Below are 19,837 nucleotides of genomic sequence, written 5' to 3' on the forward strand. Positions count from 1 at the left end.
CTACCAAGGGTAGGCTCGTTTCTGTCAGGACGAAACCTTACTGCAGTGATTGTTGAACTTGTGCATTTGCGGATTTGAGTTCGTTTGCGATGTCTTTGGGTTGAAACGTGTTCGTCGCGAGTTCGTCGGCCAATTTATTGGTGACTCCAGCAAAAATGGTCTCAAGGTTCCCCCAATCTCCAGAGAATGGAGTTGGACTTGCATGCTCTTCCGATTGCACAAACGCTTTTATCATGGGTGTATTCAGTGACGCGTCGCCTTTATAAGCTTGTTTAGTAACGGGAAGATCGCCATAGACGCTAAATAGTTCCTGCTGTTGTTTCGGATCCGTAATAAATTTCACCCACTTTAATGCCGCCTGATAGGTAGAACCAGTAGTATAAGATGGGATGGCTAAATCCTGACCAGATACGATGGTCTGTGTCGGCGTACCTCCCTTAGGACGTGACTTCAATCCATAAGGGATGGTGGGAAGTGGCGCAAATGCGTAATCTCCCTTAACCGCTGATTGATTCAAGGATGGAATTAGAGAGGGACCTTGAAATACCCACATGCCGATGTGGCCATTTTCAAACTGCTGAAGTGCATCGGTATTTTTATATGTCAGATCGTTTGAGGAGACAATTTTGTATTTGGTTAACCAGTCGAACCAGAATGTCATGGCGTTCACAACCTGTGGAGAATCGAGCGTTGCTGTTTTTAAATTAGGGCTGAGGAAGTCTGACCCAAGTTGCTTTGAATATGCCCAGACGATCTTCCAAGGATCGTAGGAGTCTTCAGGGTCGATAACTGTTCCCCACTGTCCCTTTTTCGGATTGGTCATCTTCTTCGCGTCGATTACGAATTGCGTCCATGTTACGGGTGGTTTTGATATACCAGCGGCTTTCAGCAACTTTGTGTTGTAGACCATCGCAAACGGTAGCATCATCTCCGGAACACCGATGTAATGACTTGAATTGGGTCCCGACATGGTCAGTTGGGGTCCGAAAAACTTATCCTTCCCGCCAATAACCTTCCAGTCTGCATTAGACAACACGTGAAACTCCTTTGTCGCATAAGCCGTAGGAATGAAAGTCGTTCCGAGTTCAAAGATATTCGGGCCTTGGTGCGTCGCGATCGCGGTTTGCAACTCAGTATTTTCCTGAGTTGAAGACGAGTAGTAAGACCATGTCACTTTGACACCCGGATTTTCCTTTTCAAATTCGGGAATAAGAATTTTGTTATAAAGGTTTGCCTGTGCCTGAGGATTGTTAGCATCGTAGCCTACATATACGCTAAGTGTGACCGAAGGATGTGTTCCTGCGTAAGCAGTCAAGGGAATTCCGGCCATGGCTGCGAGTACCGCAGAAGATACTACTAGAAGAGGTTTTCTTTTAGTCCATTTCGTTGACTTACACACAGATGTTCCTCCTTTGTAGAGCAAAGTGTTGCAATGGTTCTCATTAGGAAGCGCTTTCATCAGAGGCATCCGCAGGACTCCTTGAAGATGTTTAAATTCCCAACAGCACCTGTGACATCTCCATCAAAACCTCTGTTTAGCGAACGAGCCGTAGGAAAGGCTTCCTTCGCTGATAGACATATGAATGCTGTGAAGGATGTATTCGTGCGGATGTGCCCAACAGACAAGATTCTGAATTAAGGAATGTTGGAAGTCCTGAGTGAATGAACGTTTGTTTTGTTGGCTTGACACTGCTGTCTTAATATCTAATTCGTAAATATCGACTATAATTAATTCATTTAGGGTCAAGCAATAAGGAATAACACTTAACAACATTCGCGCATACGCTGTCGTCGCAAGCGCCCCGGATTTGGTATATTCCTTTGATCATATCAAAACCACTAGCCATCATAGCCTTTGCTCCAGCCGCGACACCTTTACCAGTTCCAGTACCTTTTGCGCCGTTTCCTCAATGGCGCGATCCGTCACGTCAATAAGCGGGCAACCGAGATCCCGTACCACGGTTTCAGCATACAGCAGCTCTTCTTCGATCCGCCGTCGGTCCGCGTACTGGGCGTGCATAGGCAATCCCATGTGCCGCAGGCGTTCACTTCGAATACGGATCATGTTGTCCACACGCATGGTGAAACCCACGATGCGTTCGCGGGGAATTTGCCGCAACTCGCCGGGGAGGCGCACCTCCGGCACCAGAGGTAAATTTGCGACACGCACACCTTTGTGTGCAAGAAACACACTGACTGGCGTCTTCGAAGTGCGCGATACGCCAAGTAAAACGATATCTGCGTTTAACAATGCGCGTGGATCTCGGCCATCATCCGCTTTCACGGCGAACTCAATGGCATCCACGCGCTTAAAATACTCGTCGTTGAGCGTATGCAGAAGGCCTGGCTGGCGCTTTGGATGACCGTGAAAGGTATCGATAAACGCTTGCATCATCGGCCCCATAATGTCGACGACACGAACGCCGCGGCGAATGCTTTCCACTTTCATCATTTCGCGAAGTTCAGGCTGTACGAGCGTATATGCGATGAAGCCGCCCGAACGCTCGGCGGCTTCGACAACATCTCGAATTTCGTCTTCCGTCCGCAGTTGTGCATATCGCACAATGTGCACGCGCCGCATGTCAAATTGGTGGATTGCCGCTTGTACGACCGCTTCCGCAGTATCGCCAAGCGAATCGGAACACACGTAAATGGTTTGCGCCTCGGCGCGCCAGGCCTCGGTCATCGCCATGTTGTCCCCCATTCCGCGACCAACCGTGCCAGGGTGGTCTTTGTGATGCGGCCCACGACAAGCGGCCGCATATCGTCCCTCTCATGCATATGTACAACAGGCAGGCTATCCACCTTATATTCGATCATCCGTTTGGCGGCATCCACCACTCGATCCGCCGGCGTCACAGTCTCGATATTCGGGTAGCGCGTCATGACCATGCCAACCGGCAGCGTTGTAGCATTGGCATTGCCTAGAGTAAATTTCAACATGTCTTTGCGCGACACTACACCTTGAAGCCCACCGTCATCGTCGGCCACAATAAGTCCGCCGACGTCTTCCAAAAACATGGTGATGACAGCGTCGTGCACAGTCGTCGTCTCACGAACGATGACGGGCAGCGACTGGACATCAGCCACGCGCAAGGTGTCCCACGGCGCCTTTTCGCCGTTTGTACTCTCTTCACCAAGGAAATAGCCGACGCGCGGCTTGGCGTCTAACTTCCCAAGCATGACGAGCAAGCTCAGATCGGATCGCAAGGTTGGGCGGCTGACGCCGAGCATCTCAGCGAGCTGGTCGCCCGTAATCGGCTGGTGCGTCCGCACGAGCCGCAGAATTTGCTGTTGACGAGGTGTGAGTTCGATGCTTCTCAGCTCCTCCAACAACGTACGGCCTGGCTACACGAACTGCCAGGCCGTCCAAGATGGCCTCTTCGCCACCATTGTACACCATGTCTATGTTTTGCGGCGCAATCGTTTTACACACCTAGTCAGCCGATCCGCTCGTGCTGCAGGGCCGCCTGTGCCGCCGCAATGCGCGCCACCGGGATGCGGAACGGCGAGCAACTCACGTAGTCGAGTCCAAGTTCCTCACAGAACGCAATCGAGGCCGGGTCTCCCCCATGTTCGCCGCAAACCCCCGTTTTCAAATCGGGACGTCGTGACTTTCCTGACTCGACTGCCCATCGTATTAACCGTCCAACCCCATGCGTATCCAGTGTTTCAAACGGATTCGAAGAAAGAATATCGCGATCGAAATACACGTTGAGGAACTTCCCCTCTGCATCGTCGCGACTAAACGCGAATGTCATCTGCGTCAAATCGTTCGTTCCAAACGAGAAGAACGATGCATCTTCCGCAATTTCGTCTGCTGTCAAGGCGGCGCGTGGCACCTCAATCATCGTTCCGATCCGGAAATCGATCGTCACACCCAGCCGTTCCATCACAGCCTGCCCGACCTGTTCCATACGTTCGCGCAAGTGGCGCAACTCCTTCGTCGAACCGATGAGTGGAAGCATGACCTCCAACTCGACCTGAATTCCGCTTTCAACGGCTCGTGCCGCGGCTGTCACGATAGCCTCCATTTGCATGTCGTAAATCTCAGGGTAGACGATGCCAAGGCGAGAGCCGCGAAGCCCCATCATCGGATTGGCTTCGCGCAAGTAACGAGCTTGGCGCAGCAATTGTTCGACCTCGGCGATTTCACTTGCACTCGCAGCCTGTGCCCGCAACCGCCCAAGTCTTGCGGCCAGTTCTTCTTCCCGTGGCAAAAACTCGTGTAAAGGCGGATCGAGCAGGCGGATCGTGACAGGAAGTCCGTCCATCGCGCGGAAAATCTCGGTAAAGTCTGCCACTTGCAGCGGCAGGAGTTCGTCCAAAGCCGCCTTTCGCTCCACAGCATGGGTCGCCAGAATCATCCGCTGTACCAGCGGCACGCGAGCGGGTGATAAGAACATGTGCTCCGTGCGGCAGAGGCCGATGCCTTCCGCACCAAATTCGCGAGCACGGCGCGCATCTTCAGGTGTGTCGGCATTCGCCCGGACGCGCAAGCGGCGAACTTGGTCGGCGATGGCAAGCAATTCATTGAGCTCGTTTGCCATTTGCGCTTCGGCGAGCGTTCCTTGGCCAATAAAGACCATCCCCATGCCGCCATCGACGGAAACCCAATCGCCCTCGCGCAGCATGACTTCACCGGCACGAAGCGTGAGTTCTTCCAGGTCAATGCGCAGATCATCGCAGCCACAGACGGCAGGCTTGCCGATTCCACGAGCGACGACCGCTGCATGGCTGGTCATTCCGCCGTGCAGCGTCACGACGCCTTCAGCTGCAAGCACGCCGTGGATGTCTTCAGGCGTCGTCTCCGGCCTCACCAAAATCACCCGTTCCCCGCGCCCCGCCCACGCGACCGCCGTATCGGCGTCAAAGACGATACGCCCGACGGCCGCCCCGGGCGAGGCTGGCAGGCCTTTTGTGAGAACAGCAAGCCCATCCGTGGATTGTAGCCGCCTGTAGAGCAGCTGTCGCAAATGCTGTGCATCGACGCGAAGTAACGCTTCTTGCGGCTGAATAAGTCCTTCGTGCACCATGTCGATCGCGATTTTGACTGCGGCCTGTGCCGTACGTTTGCCGTTTCGCGTCTGAAGTACATATAACCTGCCGCACTCGACCGTGAATTCGACATCTTGCATGTCGCGAAACCTGGTTTCCAACTGGTGCGCAACAGTTATCAGCGAATGATACACCGTCGGCATTTTCACCGCCAACTCTGCGATAGGTTGCGGTGTACGCGTGCCGGCGACGACTTCCTCACCTTGAGCGTTGACGAGGAATTCTCCGAAGAGCGCCCGTTCGCCGGTTGCAGGGTGGCGCGTGAAGATGACGCCCGTGCCACTGTCTTCACCCATATTCCCAAAGACCATTGCCTGTACGTTGACGGCGGTGCCAAGATCCTCGCTCAAGTTATGCAACTTTCGGTACACCATTGCGCGTTGGCTGCGCCACGAACGAAAGACCGCTTCAATAGCCAGTCGCAACTGTGTGTGTACGTCCTGCGGGAACGGTTCGCCGACGCGCTCGGCATACACGCGCAGACATGTGGCGACGACTTCCTTCCAGGCGTCGGCTGCCAAATCGCCTTCGAACTTGCAACCATGGCGTGCCTTTGCACTCTGCAAGACGTGTTCAAACGGATCGAGCGGCACGTGAAAAACGACGTTTGCGAACATTTGTATGAGACGACGATAGGAGTCGTAGGCAAAAGCGGGGTTTTGCGACTGGTACGCCAAAGCGCGAACCGTTACATCGTTGAGGCCTAAATTGAGGATGGTATCCATCATACCGGGCATCGACACGGGAGCCCCGGAGCGCACAGAGACCAATAGAGGATGAAATGCATCCCCAAACCGCTTGCCCGCCGTTCGTTCAAGGCGCAACATGGCCATGGAAACATCGCTTTGCAGATGGTCGGGCAAACGTTCCCCTGCTTCCCAAAACGCCTTACAAGCTTCGGTGGTAATCGTAAAGCCAAGTGGCACAGGCAATCCCCACTGCACCATTTGGGCAAGATTTGCGCCTTTTCCGCCAAGCCTGGTGCGATCGCGCGGATCGGCCTGATCAAACGCATAGACCCAAACGGAACGAGCCTGTTGCTCCTTTATGGTGACATCGTCGATTCTTTCCATGACCAGCCCTCCCTATCGTTCAAACATGAAATGCTGAATTGCATGAATGATTGGTACCATAGAAATAACACACTTTTAATTATGACGCAATATTTACGATGATGCGTTGATTTAGACACAAGTATGATGTCATAATAACAAACAACAGGATGGTCTGTTTCGCGAATACATCTGAATGATGCGATGCGCAGCTTACATTGAATGGGGTTTAGCGTTTGGGAGGGAAATCTGAACATGGAGAGAGAATTAGCACTCGAGTTGGTTCGCGTAACGGAAGCTGCCGCGCTTGCGTCCTGCTCCTTTATTGGCCGCGGTCACTGCGACGGCGCGGATGGAGCTGCCACCGAGGCCATGCGAGAAATGCTGAAATCGGTGGACATTCGCGGCACCGTCGTGATCGGTGAAGGTGAAATGGACGAGGCACCCATGCTTGCGCAAGGCGAACAGGTAGGTAACGGGCAGGGGCCAGATGTCGATGTCGCCGTCGATCCGATAGAAGGCACTACGATGTTGGCGAAAGCCCTGCCCAATGCCATGTCTGTTGCGGCCATCGCGCCGCGGGGCCAACTCCTGACTGCACCTGACATATATATGGAAAAACTCGCTTGCGGTCCACGTCTGCGCGGTCTGCTCTCACTCGATGCCCCTCTTCGCGTGACCCTGCAACAAGCCGCGCAAGCGCTCGGCAAACCGCTCCAAGAGTTGACCATTGCGGTCCTCGAGCGCGATCGGCATCGCGCACATATCGAGCTGGCTCGCCGCCTTGGTGTGCGCGTCAAACTGCTGGCCGGTGGCGACGTGATTGGCGCCATCGCAACGGCATTGCCACGGGGTGGCACCGACCTATACATCGGGTCGGGCGGTGCGCCCGAAGGCGTACTGGCAGCGGTCGCGCTACGTTGCCTCGGCGGCGACTTTCAAGGGCGGCTTTTGCCAGAAACGCGAGAACAGCGCGATCGCTGCCTAAAGCTTGGCATCAAGGATCCAACACGAACCTTGCAATTGCACGATCTCGCAGGAAATGACGACGCCATTTTTGCGGCGACCGGCATTACGGATGGGGATTGGTTAAACGGAGTAACGCGCGAAGGCGACTACCTGCACACGCATTCGGTTGTGTTGCGTGCCGGCACCGGCACCATCCGCCACGTGAATGCAATTCACCATCGCCCGCTGCAAGTTCGCCTTGCGCAATCGGGATGAAGAAACCTAGAACAAATAGCCTGCTGCTGGCCATCACGACTCGCCAGCCAGCAGGCTCTTCTCGCTTGTCACTCCACGTCGTTTGCCAAGCGACGGATGGCGTCCTGCGGTGAACCCGAACTTGCCGCTGGCCACGCTTGTTGCCGTTCCGCCGACCAATGCAAGCGTTTTGCCGCCCCCTCTGCCACAAGCGGATCGATACCTGCACTTTTCAAGGTTTTGACTGCTTCGTCCATTTCGTGCGCCCGCCGTTCGCCGTGCTGTAAGTTGCGCTCGACGAGATACCATGCCAGCGTTGAAAGTTGGTGCTGGGGAAAGGATGCGTCGAGCGAAGCCAACATATCTGCAGTGACCCCGTACCTTTCTGCGGCGACAAGCGCCTCGATGAACAAGGCCTCCAGGCCTTTGAGCACGGTGCTTCGGCACATCTTCAACGCGGCTCCGGATCCAATCTCTCCGGCCAAGACCGAAATCTTGCACCCATATGGGCGAAGGGCTGCGGCAAAAGCCTCGGCTCCCGGCCCGTCGGCGATCATTGGCACGCGGTGGCGATGGGGTCCCACGGCTGACATTACAGCGACAGAGGCAAACCATGCACCAGCTTGCGCTCGATGCACGACTTCCCCAATTTCGCGCTTCACGGCTGGCGAACAGGAGTTCAGATCGGCATATACCTGCCCGGGCTGTAGATACGGCGCAATGGTACGTGCCACGTCTGCCGCGACGCTCGCCGTGACCATGGACAAAACCACATCGGCTTGTGCACAAACATCCTTGGCGCTGTCGAGAAGCTGGACGCCAGCCGCCAGTGCGCGCCCTTCGATACTGCCGTTCTGCATGGCATCATACGCAACCATCTGTGCAAGGCCTGCTTCATGTAGACCCAGTGCGATGGTCGACGCCGCTTCACCAAACCCGATGAAACCTAGTCGCACGGCTCACCCCTCCCATTCGGATTGAGAGACCCAGGTCACGCCCATCGCTTTCAGTTTGTCGCGCAGACCGTAAATTTCCAACCCCAATTCGCCACTCTGCAGGCGGGCGCGCGTTTTTTCCTCTTTTTCGATCCGCTGCTGTGCCAATCGTGCAATTTCTGCGGCACGTTCTTGCGGAACGCACACGACGCCGTCGGCATCTGCAACGATGATATCGCCAGGCCGAACCATCACACCTGCACAGACGACGGGTACGTTCACGCTGCCAGGCGTCGCCTTCACCGTGCCCTGAGCGCTGACGGCGCGCGACCATACGGGAAAGTGTAGCGCTGTCAAATCCGCCACATCGCGCACGCCTGCTTCGATGATGAGCCCCGTCACGCCATGCGCTTGCATCGAAGTCGCGAGCAGTTCACCAAACATGCCGTCGGTGGACGGCGACGTGGTTGTGACAACGACCAGGTCTCCGGGTTCAGAGACATCGAGTGAGGCGTGAATCATGACGTTGTCGCCAGGGTGGCTCAATACGGTGACCGCTGTGCCAAATGCTTTGGCGTCAGGGTAAATAGGACGCATGTACGGCAGCATGAGACCACTTCGCCCCATTGCCTCGTGTAACGTTGCGACCGAGTAACTTCCAATTCGCGCCACGAGGTCTCGATCCGGACGACGAACGTTGGTTACGATCACGGGTTTCATACGAACGCACCTCCGACCGATGGGAAGACGCGTTGATAAGCTTCCGCGTACACGATGGGCTGCCCGGAATTGCGCCCTGCCTGAACACCGCGCCGCTTTGCGACGTCGGTGTAATACGCCCAAAGATGTTCCTGCGCCTGCATGCACTCCATAGCTTGGCGCTTCTTGTCGAAGACCGATGTGATATCGAGGAGTAGATCAATGCGAAATTGGCACTGTTCGGGTTGGTGTGGTTCGAAGGAGTATAACTGCGGCGCGCCAATGGGAGGATGCTCCGATGGATACCCGTGGGCCTGTGCCAGAATGCGCGCTTCGCGAACCAGTTCTGCCGTGCGTGGGTGATCGGCATTGTACGGATCGAGAAAGGTATGCGTAAGGATGACGTCTGGGCGATGAGCACGGATCTCTTGAACCAGGCCGTCACGAAGCTCCGGCGTAACGTCAATTGGATAGTCGCCAACGTCAAAGAACCGAATGTCTGCACCGAGAATGGCCGCCGCCTGTTCCGCTTCCGCACGGCGGATGGCCTTGATCTCCTCCAGGCTCTTCCCGTCTTTCCACAGGCGGGCCGACTCACCGCGTTCGCCAAAGCTTAAGCAGAGCACCCGCACTTTCCAACCTTGTGAACTATGCAGCGCAATGGCGCCACCCGCCCGCCACACGAAATCGGCTGCATGGGCACTGACGACAAATAGTGTTCCGGGTTGTGACATCTTCTTCGTCCTCCTCACAGTCTCTATATAAGAAAAGTAGATGTACAAGTGCGACGACATTACAACGAAACCAAGCGGGCTGGGTTGTCGACGAGCATCCTGCGCACATCTGCTTCCGAAACGGATGCGGCAAGCAATCTTTCGGCATAGTCGATGAGTCCATCCACGATGCCGGGATTCGTTTTTTGGCCGAGGTCTGTCGATAACAGCGTGCGCTCCGGACCCACCGCGCGGATCGCCTCATACAGCTGATCCCATGTGCACTTGTTGGTGTAGAACGTCGTGTAGCAGTGTTCAATGGTCGCCCCCATCTCCGCAAGACGCACCTGATCAGCAATAGAAAGCGCCTCCGAAGGGAACAAGGCGTGCGTGACAATCACGCGATCGACGCCAATTTCACGCGCCGCTTCAACCACCGCAAAAATTTCATCGCGGGCCAAGTGACCTGTGGCGAGCACCATCTTGTATTGGCGAATGAGTTCAAGGCAGGCCCGCACATCGTCGCGTATTTGTCCGCGCTCATCGAGCACGGACAGTGGTGCAGTCGCGATGCCTTGCGCCCGCACTTCTTCTTGAATGCGCGCCCAAAATGGCAAATGTGCGGCTCCGCGCGCCTTTTGCTTCTCTGGGCTCTCATTGGCTGCATCGACCGTCGGCAACCATACAATGCGGGCACCGGCGCGCCCTGCAATGTCGACGACGACAGGATTAAAACCGCCCACCGTGTGATTCAGCGCGATCGCGCCGATGACGTCGACGCCCGGTACGACGGAGGAAACCACTTTCGCTCGCTCAACCGTCGGAAAATAGTGCGATTTGAGCGCAAAACCTCGCCAGCCGATGGCATTGAACTGATGTGCGAGTGTCACGTCGTCGATGCTGCGCTCCACTAGATCCGGCCAGACGTGAACGTGTAAATCATACGCTCCTGCCAACAGGCGGATGATGTGTTCGGATTGAGGCATGAAATGAAACCCACCTTTTCTGAAAACAAGAAGTACAATTATGCAGACAAAATTGTTGACAATTCAGGGTGTGACAAAGAAAACCATCTGCGAGGTCAGGGCCCTGACCTCATTTTCCGCAACGTATCACAAACATGCGACAGATGTTTGCGCATCGCTTGCTCTGCAGCATCCGCGTCGCGCCCCGCAATGGCCTGCACAATGGCGGTGTGCTCCAGGAGCGAGGGATGCGAGCGGCCAGGGGCAAGAATGGTTCGATATTGGTAGCGGACGTTTTGTGAGTTGAGCGTATCGAGCAGTCGGCGCGCCGTCGAGTGGCGAGACATCTCGGCAATCGTGCGGTGCAATCGGGCATTACCCTCTGAATACGAAACAAGATCTCCCTCTTCGAATTTTTCACGCATCCATCCCAAGAGTTCCTCAATTTTGTCGATCTCGTCATCAGTTGCACGCTCTGCCGCGTAGCGAGCAATGATGCATTCCAGCGCCATGCGTACCTCCAAAATCTCGACCGCTTCCTCGTGGGATACGTGGCGCACACGCGCACCGCGATAGCGCTCGCGTTCAACCAATCCCTCTTGTTCCAGGCGCGCCAATACCGTGCGCACCGTCGCGCGGCTCGCCCCGAGCCAACGCGCCAAGTCCATTTCCACCAGGCGCTGTGCCGGCATCAACGTACCGTCGACAATCGCCGTCCGCAGTTTTCGATAGCATTCGTCTTCTGTGTACCCCTGGCTCTGCATTTCCAAGAGCCGGCACCGCCTTTCCGACAACTTCTGCTTTTATGCACAGTTATACCACAGGCGTGCCGTAATGATGGAAACTTTCCACGGTCTTGTTACCCCAGGCCTGCCCACGTGCGCGCTCTTCCTCCGTCCACGTGATGGGCTGCCAATCCGGGGCGAGCACGAGGTAGCCGCCGGAACAGATTTCGATCCGGTTGCCTCCAGGTTCGTAAACGTATACAAAGTAAGTCTGGTTAATGGCGTGTTTGCTTGGGGCGAACTCAATGAAAACACCAGCGTCGACAAACAAGTCGGCTGCGCGCCAAATGGCTTCGTTGGTATCGACGCGAAAGGCGATGTGGTGCAGGCGGCCACGCGCACCTGTGGCATCCTGAGTATAGACGAGGTCGTAAGATTTATTGGTGCAGCGATACCACACGCCCGGACGGCGACCATTGTTGAGCTGGATCTGCTCTGTGAGGCGCAGACCGAGGTACTTCTCGACAAAATCGCCGTCTGCCTCGGCATGCGAGGATAGATAGTTGACATGATCCATAGTTTTGACTCCGACGCCGCGACCGGTAAACTTCTGTGGCTGATTCTTAAGTGTTGGTCGCAGGTCTGAGGATGGCTGGTAATGCTCGGTCTCATAATAGAGTTCCATAAGGTGGCCGTCCGGACCATGAAACGCGTACGCGCGTCCATGTCCGATATCGCCTTCATGCCACCTGCCCTCAATCCCAGCCATGGTAACAGCCTGCACACGCCGTTCTAACGCGGCCTCGCTCGCGGCGCGCAAAGCCGTGTGGCCCACGCCGGCGTGGTCAGACTCTGTCAATTTGATGGAATAGCGTTCATAGTCTCCAAAGCAACGCAAATACACCGATTGCCCTTGCCGAGCGACTTCTTCCATGCCCAGGACTTCACGAAAAAACCAGAGGCTTTCATCAGGCTTTGGAGTCAGCAGTTCGACGTGGCCCACATGGGCAATATCGAAACACAAGTCACTGCTCACACCGTTTCACCATCCTGTTCCAAGACGGCAACCTGTCGCCGTCTGCAAGGCATTCACCTGCTTCTGTTTTGATACGCAATATTGTATGACAAAATAGTATGCAACTTCATTCTGCATGTACAGAGGTCTTTTGTCAACGCTTTCTTGAGCGCTCCACATGGGTGACATAAGAGAATAGACGACTGCCGCCGTGTACATGGACAGTCGTCTATTACGCTATTGTTCAGGGATTTATGCGTGTGTCAGACCGAGCAGATTGCGTACCGCTCCATCGTCAAACTCGATAGGCGGCCACGCCTTCAAATCAAATGGATAGTCTGAACCGGGTAGCACACGTTCCTTTCCGGCGACGCTGCAAAGCAATTGCAACGCCTCCGCCGACCACAGAACACTGTCGTACCAAAAGCGCCGCATATAGCTGGCTGGTTCGTCGTTCAGGCGCGCCTTGATCTGCGGCCAAACCTCATATCCTTTGTTCAGACGCCCCAATTGGTATGGCAGAAAACCGCCGCCGTGCGCCAACAGGACACGCATGTTAGGATATCGATCGAGAATGCCACCAAGGATCAGATCAAGTGCTGAAATGGTCGTCTCCCACGGAACGCCAATCAGATTGGGCATCATGAGGCGTTGAATCCGTTTGTCGGTATTCAACAGCGGATGAAGAAAGACAATGGCTCCCAAACGATCAGCGACGGACCACAATTCCGCAAAGCGTTCGTCGCTGAGTGGAATGTCACCGACGCCAGGACCGACGATGGCTCCTTTCAGCCCCCGTGCCATCGCCCTTTCAAGTTCATGACAAGCTGCATCTGGATCGTTTAACGGCAGCGTCGCTAAACCTGAGAGATGAGTGCGGTGGCTAGTTACGACACATGCTAAAGCTTCGTTATAAATCGCCGCAAGCTGTTTCGTCACTTCTGGCTCGACGTCATAAAGGAACAACTGCGGAACCGGTGAAACAAGGGTGTGTTCGATGCCGTTGGCCGACTGATCCGCGAGGTACAAATCGAGATCGTAAAACGCGCGTTTCAGCTCGAATGACCACTTCCCGCCAACCGTCAGAAACGGTTCCTTGTCAGGCACTCTTTGCTCCCATACCGCATCGATGGCGCTAGTGGTCTTTAACCAGTCGAGGACCTCTTGTGGGATCCAATGCGAATGAACATCATACATGCCGTATCACCATCTCTTTAAAAGCCATGTTCAGGGCGAGGAGTCGGCCTTTGAAACGCCGCCAACCGCCCAGTTTGCTTTGGGCATTTCGTAAAGCAGCACGCGCACAGCATCCGGCTGAACCCCAAGTGTGCGAACGACGGCGTCCGTCACTTCCCGAATCAGTGCTCGTTTGGTCTCCGCGGATCGACCCTCAAGAATACTCATCTGTACTAATGGCATGTCAAGACGCTCCTTTTATGAAACCCATCGTTAAGGAGGGGGCAAATAAGGCCCCCTCGTTCGTGCGCAGTTTATTGGCCAACCGTGAGTTCGATCTCGCCCATCCCTTCGAAGGAGACAGAGATCCGATCTCCATCGTGAATGTAGATTGCCTCTGTAATGCCTCCGGTTAAGACAACCATACCGGGTTCCACAGCTTTACCGATGCGACTGAGCATCCGCACCTGCTCTACAACGGAGCGCACTGGGTGGCCGAGAACGGCGGCACCGGCCCCGGTCTGCTCAACCTCTCCGTTTCGCCGCATAACGACACCAACTTGGTCAAGCGCAATTTGATAGGGCGAATATGCTTGCTCGGCGAGATAGAATTTCGCGCTGGACGCGTTGTCGGCGACGACGTCGACGAGCGTGAAGGAAAAATTTTTGTAACGGCTGTCGATGATTTCGACCGCAGGAACCACACACTCGGTCGCGAGCCAGACATCGCGGGGCAGGATCTTGTCGCCTTCCAGGCGGTGCTTGAAAATAAAAGCGAGTTCTGGCTCAACGCGCGGATGAATGAGCCCCGTGAGCGACACGTGAGGATCATATAACTCCATGCCGTCGAGCAGATGCCCGAAAATAGGCTCATCGACACCAACTGATTGCTGCTTCGCCTTGCTCGTTAAACCCATCTTCCATCCGACAAGCTTTTGGCCTTCGTTCATGTACTTGCCCATGCAGAGCTGTTGGATTTCGTACGCATCCTCGACAGACAGTCCTTCGTACCGAAGTGTCAGCTTTTCCAACTCGGCAGCGGACGTTTGATGTCGGTATAACTCGTCTGCAATCGCTTGTAAATTCATCGGTCCATCCTCCCAGAGCCTATCGGACAATCTATTACGCCTGTCGATGTGCGATTTCGTACGCGACGTCGACAATCATATCTTCCTGCCCGCCCACCACGCGGCGATTGCCAAGTTCGACAAGGACGTCGCGAACATCGACGGAAAATTGTTCGGCCGCGCGCTGCGCGTGCAGCAAGAAGCTCGAATAGACGCCAGCATAGCCCAACGTGAGTGCTGTGCGGTCGGTGATGATGGGCCGATGCATGCGCGGACGCACGACATCTTCTGCAGCGTCCATGGCCGGATACAGCGATACACCTGTGTCGATGCCGTACTTTTCGCATGCTGCGACGAATACCTCAAGTGGTGTGTTGCCAGCGCCAGCACCCAAACCACCAAGGCTTGCATCGATACGATACGCACCTTCTTCGACCGCCGCGATCGAATTGGCGACAGACACGCCCAGATTGTTGTGGGCATGAAAACCGACTTGCACGTCGTCTGGCAAAGCATTGCGCAGTGCCGATACCTTGCGGCGCACCTCATCCATCAACATGGCACCTGCCGAATCGACGATGTAGACGGCGTGTGCGCCGTACGATGCCATTTTCTTTGCCTCTTCCACCAGCCGCTCGACATCGGTCATGTGCGACATCATCAAAAAACCAACAACATCGAGGCCCAACTTGCGACCCTCTTCGATGTGCTGTGCAGAAATGTCCGCCTCGGTCGAATGGGTAGCTACACGCACGCCGCGAATACCATACTCGACGGCCCGTTTAAGATCTTCCACCGTACCGATCCCCGGCAACAGGAGCGCCACGACCTTCGCGTTTTGAACCGCGCCGCACACCGCCTGCAGATAATCCGCTTCCGTTTCTTTTGAAAATCCATATTGCACCGAGCTACCCCCGAGCCCATCGCCATGCGCCGCCTCGATCAGCGCGACCCCGGTGCTATCCAAGGCCGACGCGATTGCACGGGCATCTTCGACACTGAACTGATGGCGCACGGCGTGCATCCCGTCGCGCAGAGTGACATCCGTCACTTCAATCCGATATTTGTAGGCCATAAATGTTCCCTCCTCACTGGTTGACCGCAGCCCGGTGCTTGGCATACTCCTCAGCGAACTTGACTGCAGCCGCCGTCATGATGTCGAGGTTTCCTGCATAGACCGGCAAATAATCGCCGAGGCCTTCGACCTCAATGGAGACGCTGACCAAGTTGTCGCGAAAAATCGGTTCGCGATTGAGGCGATAACCTGGAACATAGGTCTGCACGTGGCTCACCATTTCGCGAATGGACGCAAGCACCTTTTGCCTTGTCTCCTCTGATGCGTCGTCCATCAAACAATAAATGGTATCTCGCATCAAAATGGGCGGTTCAGCCGGATTGAGGATGATAATCGCTTTGCCGCGACGAGCCTTGCCGATGGTTTCAATGGCCCGTGAAGTCGTCTCCGTAAACTCATCGATGTTTGCTCGTGTCCCTGGGCCGGCGCTCTTACTCGCAATAGTCGCAACGATCTCGGCATACGACACGCCGACTACACGGCTGACCGCATATACGATAGGAACAGTTGCCTGGCCGCCACACGTGACCATATTGACATTTGGAGATTCAAGATGCTCCTGCAAATTCACCGCCGCGATCACGTACGGTCCGCGCGCGGCCGGCGTCAAGTCGACGGCCTGGATTCCTGCCTCGCGTAACAATTTCGCATGACGCACGTGCGCTTTCGCACTTGTTGCATCGAAGACGATATCCGGACGTACCCCGGCTTTAAGCATGGCGGCCAAGCCTTCCGCAGAGATTTCGAGGCCGGCGTTTTTCGCACGGCGCAGCCCGTCCGACTCTGGATCGATGCCAATCATCCACCGTGGTTCAATCCATTCGCTACGCTGTAACTTCACCATCAAATCAGTGCCGATGTTGCCCGATCCGACAATCGCAGCTGCTAATTTTGTCATATTGGTCACCCCCATGAAGACTCAGACAAGTTCGCCTTGGCCAGGGTGAATTCGACACGCCCCAATCGGCCGAAGGAAAGTGCGACATGATCGCCGGACCGCACGGGTACTGCGGCGCTGACCGCACCAGAGAGCACAATGTCGCCCGCACGCAAGGTCGTGCCCAAAGACGACAACTTATTCGCCAACCAGGCCACCGCAATTGCCGGATGCCCCATCACAGCGGCTCCCGCCCCAGTCTCCACGACTTCGCCATTGACTTTGAGCACTGCCCCACAGGTCGTTAGATTGGCATCACCAACCGGCGTCGGTTCGTCCCCTAATACAAAACAACCAGCCGATGCATTGTCTGCGATGGTGTCTGCCAAACGAATTTTCCAGTCGGCGATTCGACTGTCGATAACTTCGAGCGCAGGTACGACAGCGCGTGTCGCACGCAAGACGGCATCAGCGTCGACATGCGGCCCTGGTAGATCCTCTGCCAGCACAAACGCCAGTTCGGGCTCAACCTTCGGTTGAATCAGAGGAAAGTCGACAATGTCGCGAGAACGGTACTGCATCGAGGCAAATAGATGTCCAAAGTCGGGCTCGTTGACGCCGAGCATGCGCTGCATCGGCTTACTCGTCAGTCCAATCTTATGACCCACGACGCGATCGCCAGCTTGTTGCTTCTTGTGGGCATTCAGCAATTGGATTTGGTACGCAACTTCCATCGACATGTCGGGATATCGTTCTGTCAACGGCGGGATCGTGCGCAACGCACGCTCCGCCGCAAACAGTTCAGCCGCCAAATCTTCCATTTGAAATACCGACATCACCATCACCCCGTTACAACTTGATGCAGACATTTTTCAATTCTGAGAAGAACTCGAAGCTGTGTACTCCGCCCTCGCGGCCGATACCACTTTGTTTCATGCCGCCAAAAGGCGTGCGCAGGTCGCGTAAGAACCATGTATTCACCCAAATCACGCCCGCTTCGATCTCACCAGCGACACGATGTGCCCGCTTCAGATTGGACGTCCAGATGGTAGCCCCTAAGCCGTAATTTGTGTCGTTGGCGATGGCAATGACTTCTTCTTCTGTGTCGAACGGTTGAATGGTCACAACAGGACCAAAGACCTCTTGACGCGTGATTTCACACTCAGAGTCGACGTCGACGATGATGGTGGGCTCGAAAAACGCACCGTGTTTCAGATGTTCAGGGCGCTTACCGCCAATCAGGATGCGGCCGCCCTGTTCGACCGCACGTCGCACGAATCCTTCGACGCGCTCCAGGTGTTCGAAAGAGATAAGAGCGCCCACGTTCGTGTTTGGATCAAGCGGATCGCCAACAACGAGTTGTGCGGTCTTCTCGACCAACCCGGCGACGAAGCGGTCATACAATGGACGCTCGACATAAATGCGCGAGCCACATAAACACACTTCACCCTGGTTGACAAAGCTGGAGCGAATCGTCGTCGTCAAAGCATCTTCGAGATCACAGTCCGCAAAGACGATGTTCGGGTTTTTGCCGCCGAGTTCCAAAGATAGGCGCTTGAGCGACGAAGCTGCAGATTTCATCACGGCTTTGCCTGTCGTCGTCTCACCCGTAAGCGAGATCAGATCGACATCTGGATGTTCGGTCAAGGCAGATCCGGCAGCGTCTGGGCCGAAGCCGTGCACAACGTTGACAACGCCATCTGGCACACCTGCCTTTTGGCAGATTTCAGCCAATTTCGTCGCCGTCATCGGCGTCAATTCGGCCGGCTTGATCACGCAGGTATCGCCTGCAGCCAAACACGGCGCAACCTTCCATGTCAACAAAAACAAAGGCAAGTTCCACGGTGAAATAAGGCCCGCCACACCGACTGGTCGGCGCAGGGCGTAGTTCAGCGCGACGCCCTCCATTTCGAACGCCTCTGTGCTCATGCCTTTCACAAAGTCGGCAAAAAAACGAAAATTGTAGGCCGATCGTGGGATGTCGAGACTCTTTGCCAGTGATAGCGGCTTGCCGGTGTCCGTCGTCTCGAGAAGAGCCAATTCATCCAGATTTTCTTCGATCAAATCGGCGATCCGATGCATAATGGCAGCTCGTTCTGCCGCGGATGTCTTGCCCCACGTCTTAAACGCTCGGCGTGCAGCGGCGACAGCCTGATCGATTTCCGCTTTGCCACCTTCCGCAACAACACCGATCTTTTCACCGGTTGCTGGGTTGAAATTGTCAAATGTGCGGCCGTCTTGCGACTCGCAAAATGTGCCGTCGATAAAATGCAATACCTTTTCCATATGTTCTCCCTCACCTGTGTTCGTGTTGTGATTGCAAAAATAGAATGCGCCGAAAACCAATCAGACAACGTCTGCATAACGCATCGTGAGAACAGGATTACCCGATCCCGATGACGGACCATAACCGTGCAGTTCTCCAGTAAACTGCTTGCGCAGCACGCCAAGTAAGACTGCGACGTGCCGCCCTCCAGACTCGACGCCTGCAGCTCGCACGTACGATGGCAGCATAGAAACCGCCGAAGCCTTGTCTCCGTTGACAAGGTATTGGCAAAACTCGCGGTCAAGCGCCTGCTCTGTGATGTTTGGCCACAGTTCCGGCCCCCGACCGAGGTTGTGCGCAAGCGCGCCACTGGCGAGAAATACGACACGCAATGGGCTGTTGAGGAATACTTCCCCCATCACTTCGCCCCATCGAATCGACTCGTCGAGTGAAGCCGCCCAGCAGACAGACAAATCCACAACCGGGATGTCGGGACGCTTGAGCAAATAACGAAGTGGCACAACGGTGCCGTAGTCCCAGATGTAGGTCGGATCATCAATCCCAACAACCTGAAGTCCGGCAGCCTTCCCTGCTTCCACCAACTGACGCCCCAGCTCCGGGTGTCCAGGGTGATTGTATGCAACGTCGGTAATTAAATCCGGGCACTCGACTGCGGTCAAAACGCCTTGATGCGAAGGCGTAATGTCGACATAATGGATGAAGCTAGACATCCAGTGACACGAGATGAGCACGATGACATCTGGGTTGATCTCATCGATGATGTCAGCGCATTTCAACATGGCCTCCACCATCGGTTTTTGAAATTCAGGGATTCGATCCCGATGGCAAATGCGCGGTGTGTGCGGCGTGATCATCGCCAATTCAAGACTCATGGCGACTTCCTCCCTTTTTCACATATCGGTGTAGCCAACCGACAGCAATGGTCGTCCTTGTGCCGCGACGCGACGCTTCGGTGTAACGCCTCGCATTGATCGTAGCACTAGGCAAACG

General features: G+C 55.2%; 19 protein-coding genes. 1 reads left to right on the forward strand and 18 read right to left on the reverse strand.

Translation table 11 applies throughout. The annotated features are described in order from the left end of the window. Window positions 1-37 precede the first annotated feature (37 nt). From QMF38_RS03875 to ppdK, 4 genes are all read right to left on the reverse strand, one after another. A complete protein-coding gene (locus tag QMF38_RS03875) occupies window positions 38-1,468 on the reverse strand; it encodes an ABC transporter substrate-binding protein (RefSeq protein WP_281758735.1) in 1,431 nt (476 codons plus the stop codon). A gap of 378 nt (window positions 1,469-1,846) precedes the next feature. Beyond that, on the reverse strand, window positions 1,847-2,686 hold the full coding sequence (locus QMF38_RS03880) for a pyruvate, water dikinase regulatory protein (protein WP_281758819.1): 840 nt from the start codon (window positions 2,684-2,686) through the stop codon (window positions 1,847-1,849). Beyond that, window positions 2,683-3,336, reverse strand: a complete 654-nt coding sequence (locus tag QMF38_RS03885) for a helix-turn-helix transcriptional regulator (RefSeq protein WP_058095041.1) — start codon at window positions 3,334-3,336, stop codon at window positions 2,683-2,685. The genes QMF38_RS03880 and QMF38_RS03885 overlap by 4 nt, the downstream gene beginning before the upstream one ends. Window positions 3,337-3,440: 104 nt before the next feature. Beyond that, window positions 3,441-6,131, reverse strand: a complete 2,691-nt coding sequence (gene ppdK / locus QMF38_RS03890) for a pyruvate, phosphate dikinase (RefSeq protein ID WP_281758736.1) — start codon at window positions 6,129-6,131, stop codon at window positions 3,441-3,443. Window positions 6,132-6,365: 234 nt separating this feature from the next. On the opposite strand from ppdK, the gene glpX reads away from it, so the two are divergent. Continuing rightward, window positions 6,366-7,334 (forward strand): class II fructose-bisphosphatase, encoded by a 969-nt coding sequence (gene glpX / locus QMF38_RS03895; protein ID WP_281758737.1) that lies wholly within the window; start codon window positions 6,366-6,368, stop codon window positions 7,332-7,334. 68 nt (window positions 7,335-7,402) lie between these two features. Here the strand turns inward: glpX and QMF38_RS03900 are convergent, their stop codons facing one another. The 14 genes from QMF38_RS03900 to QMF38_RS03965 all read right to left on the reverse strand — a co-directional run bounded on the left by QMF38_RS03900 (window position 7,403) and on the right by QMF38_RS03965 (window position 19,719). After that, on the reverse strand, window positions 7,403-8,269 hold the full coding sequence (locus tag QMF38_RS03900; RefSeq protein ID WP_281758738.1) for a DUF1932 domain-containing protein: 867 nt from the start codon (window positions 8,267-8,269) through the stop codon (window positions 7,403-7,405). 3 nt (window positions 8,270-8,272) lie between these two features. Continuing rightward, entirely contained in the window at window positions 8,273-8,968 is a 696-nt protein-coding gene (locus tag QMF38_RS03905) for a 4-carboxy-4-hydroxy-2-oxoadipate aldolase/oxaloacetate decarboxylase (protein WP_281758739.1), read from the reverse strand. Further along, window positions 8,965-9,681, reverse strand: a complete 717-nt coding sequence (locus QMF38_RS03910; protein ID WP_281758740.1) for a PIG-L deacetylase family protein — start codon at window positions 9,679-9,681, stop codon at window positions 8,965-8,967. The genes QMF38_RS03905 and QMF38_RS03910 overlap by 4 nt, the downstream gene beginning before the upstream one ends. A gap of 59 nt (window positions 9,682-9,740) precedes the next feature. After that, window positions 9,741-10,646, reverse strand: coding sequence for a DUF6282 family protein (locus QMF38_RS03915; RefSeq protein WP_281758741.1), 906 nt, complete (start codon window positions 10,644-10,646; stop codon window positions 9,741-9,743). 95 nt (window positions 10,647-10,741) lie between these two features. Beyond that, window positions 10,742-11,389 (reverse strand): GntR family transcriptional regulator, encoded by a 648-nt coding sequence (locus QMF38_RS03920; protein WP_232302306.1) that lies wholly within the window; start codon window positions 11,387-11,389, stop codon window positions 10,742-10,744. A 49-nt stretch (window positions 11,390-11,438) separates the two neighbouring features. Continuing rightward, window positions 11,439-12,386, reverse strand: a complete 948-nt coding sequence (locus QMF38_RS03925) for a catechol 2,3-dioxygenase (RefSeq protein ID WP_281758742.1) — start codon at window positions 12,384-12,386, stop codon at window positions 11,439-11,441. Between the two features lie 231 nt (window positions 12,387-12,617). After that, entirely contained in the window at window positions 12,618-13,562 is a 945-nt protein-coding gene (locus QMF38_RS03930; protein ID WP_281758743.1) for an amidohydrolase family protein, read from the reverse strand. Window positions 13,563-13,592: 30 nt separating this feature from the next. Then, entirely contained in the window at window positions 13,593-13,784 is a 192-nt protein-coding gene (locus QMF38_RS03935) for a 2-hydroxymuconate tautomerase (protein ID WP_058095051.1), read from the reverse strand. Window positions 13,785-13,855: 71 nt separating this feature from the next. Further along, on the reverse strand, window positions 13,856-14,629 hold the full coding sequence (locus QMF38_RS03940; RefSeq protein WP_058095052.1) for a 2-keto-4-pentenoate hydratase: 774 nt from the start codon (window positions 14,627-14,629) through the stop codon (window positions 13,856-13,858). A 34-nt stretch (window positions 14,630-14,663) separates the two neighbouring features. Further along, the gene (gene dmpG, locus QMF38_RS03945; RefSeq protein WP_281758744.1) at window positions 14,664-15,683 is read right to left on the reverse strand and encodes a 4-hydroxy-2-oxovalerate aldolase; all 1,020 of its coding nucleotides are present in this window, start codon (window positions 15,681-15,683) and stop codon (window positions 14,664-14,666) included. Between the two features lie 13 nt (window positions 15,684-15,696). Further along, window positions 15,697-16,581 carry an acetaldehyde dehydrogenase (acetylating) gene (locus tag QMF38_RS03950; protein ID WP_281758745.1) on the reverse strand — a complete coding sequence of 295 codons (885 nt, stop codon included), beginning with the start codon at window positions 16,579-16,581 and terminating at the stop codon, window positions 15,697-15,699. 5 nt (window positions 16,582-16,586) lie between these two features. Further along, the gene (locus QMF38_RS03955) at window positions 16,587-17,396 is read right to left on the reverse strand and encodes a 2-keto-4-pentenoate hydratase (protein WP_281758746.1); all 810 of its coding nucleotides are present in this window, start codon (window positions 17,394-17,396) and stop codon (window positions 16,587-16,589) included. Window positions 17,397-17,409: 13 nt separating this feature from the next. Continuing rightward, window positions 17,410-18,846 carry an aldehyde dehydrogenase gene (locus tag QMF38_RS03960; protein WP_281758747.1) on the reverse strand — a complete coding sequence of 479 codons (1,437 nt, stop codon included), beginning with the start codon at window positions 18,844-18,846 and terminating at the stop codon, window positions 17,410-17,412. A 60-nt stretch (window positions 18,847-18,906) separates the two neighbouring features. Further along, entirely contained in the window at window positions 18,907-19,719 is an 813-nt protein-coding gene (locus QMF38_RS03965; protein ID WP_281758748.1) for a DODA-type extradiol aromatic ring-opening family dioxygenase, read from the reverse strand. Window positions 19,720-19,837 lie beyond the last annotated feature (118 nt).

The organism is Alicyclobacillus hesperidum subsp. aegles, from assembly GCF_027923525.1.
GTDB lineage: Bacteria > Bacillota > Bacilli > Alicyclobacillales > Alicyclobacillaceae > Alicyclobacillus > Alicyclobacillus aegles.

Excerpts from the sequence above, each read along its gene's own strand:
- glpX (WP_281758737.1), top strand. The coding sequence starts at position 6,366 with ATGGAGAGAGAATTAGCACTCGAGTTGGTTCGCGTAACGGAAGCTGCC.
- QMF38_RS03940 (WP_058095052.1), bottom strand. The coding sequence starts at position 14,629 with ATGAATTTACAAGCGATTGCAGACGAGTTATACCGACATCAAACGTCC.
- QMF38_RS03905 (WP_281758739.1), bottom strand. The coding sequence starts at position 8,968 with ATGAAACCCGTGATCGTAACCAACGTTCGTCGTCCGGATCGAGACCTC.
- QMF38_RS03915 (WP_281758741.1), bottom strand. The coding sequence starts at position 10,646 with ATGCCTCAATCCGAACACATCATCCGCCTGTTGGCAGGAGCGTATGAT.
- QMF38_RS03875 (WP_281758735.1), bottom strand. The coding sequence starts at position 1,468 with ATGCCTCTGATGAAAGCGCTTCCTAATGAGAACCATTGCAACACTTTG.
- QMF38_RS03960 (WP_281758747.1), bottom strand. The coding sequence starts at position 18,846 with ATGGAAAAGGTATTGCATTTTATCGACGGCACATTTTGCGAGTCGCAA.
- QMF38_RS03920 (WP_232302306.1), bottom strand. The coding sequence starts at position 11,389 with ATGCAGAGCCAGGGGTACACAGAAGACGAATGCTATCGAAAACTGCGG.
- dmpG (WP_281758744.1), bottom strand. The coding sequence starts at position 15,683 with ATGGCCTACAAATATCGGATTGAAGTGACGGATGTCACTCTGCGCGAC.
- QMF38_RS03930 (WP_281758743.1), bottom strand. The coding sequence starts at position 13,562 with ATGTATGATGTTCATTCGCATTGGATCCCACAAGAGGTCCTCGACTGG.
- QMF38_RS03910 (WP_281758740.1), bottom strand. The coding sequence starts at position 9,681 with ATGTCACAACCCGGAACACTATTTGTCGTCAGTGCCCATGCAGCCGAT.
- QMF38_RS03955 (WP_281758746.1), bottom strand. The coding sequence starts at position 17,396 with ATGTCGGTATTTCAAATGGAAGATTTGGCGGCTGAACTGTTTGCGGCG.
- QMF38_RS03935 (WP_058095051.1), bottom strand. The coding sequence starts at position 13,784 with ATGCCATTAGTACAGATGAGTATTCTTGAGGGTCGATCCGCGGAGACC.
- ppdK (WP_281758736.1), bottom strand. The coding sequence starts at position 6,131 with ATGGAAAGAATCGACGATGTCACCATAAAGGAGCAACAGGCTCGTTCC.
- QMF38_RS03950 (WP_281758745.1), bottom strand. The coding sequence starts at position 16,581 with ATGACAAAATTAGCAGCTGCGATTGTCGGATCGGGCAACATCGGCACT.
- QMF38_RS03965 (WP_281758748.1), bottom strand. The coding sequence starts at position 19,719 with ATGAGTCTTGAATTGGCGATGATCACGCCGCACACACCGCGCATTTGC.
- QMF38_RS03880 (WP_281758819.1), bottom strand. The coding sequence starts at position 2,686 with ATGACCGAGGCCTGGCGCGCCGAGGCGCAAACCATTTACGTGTGTTCC.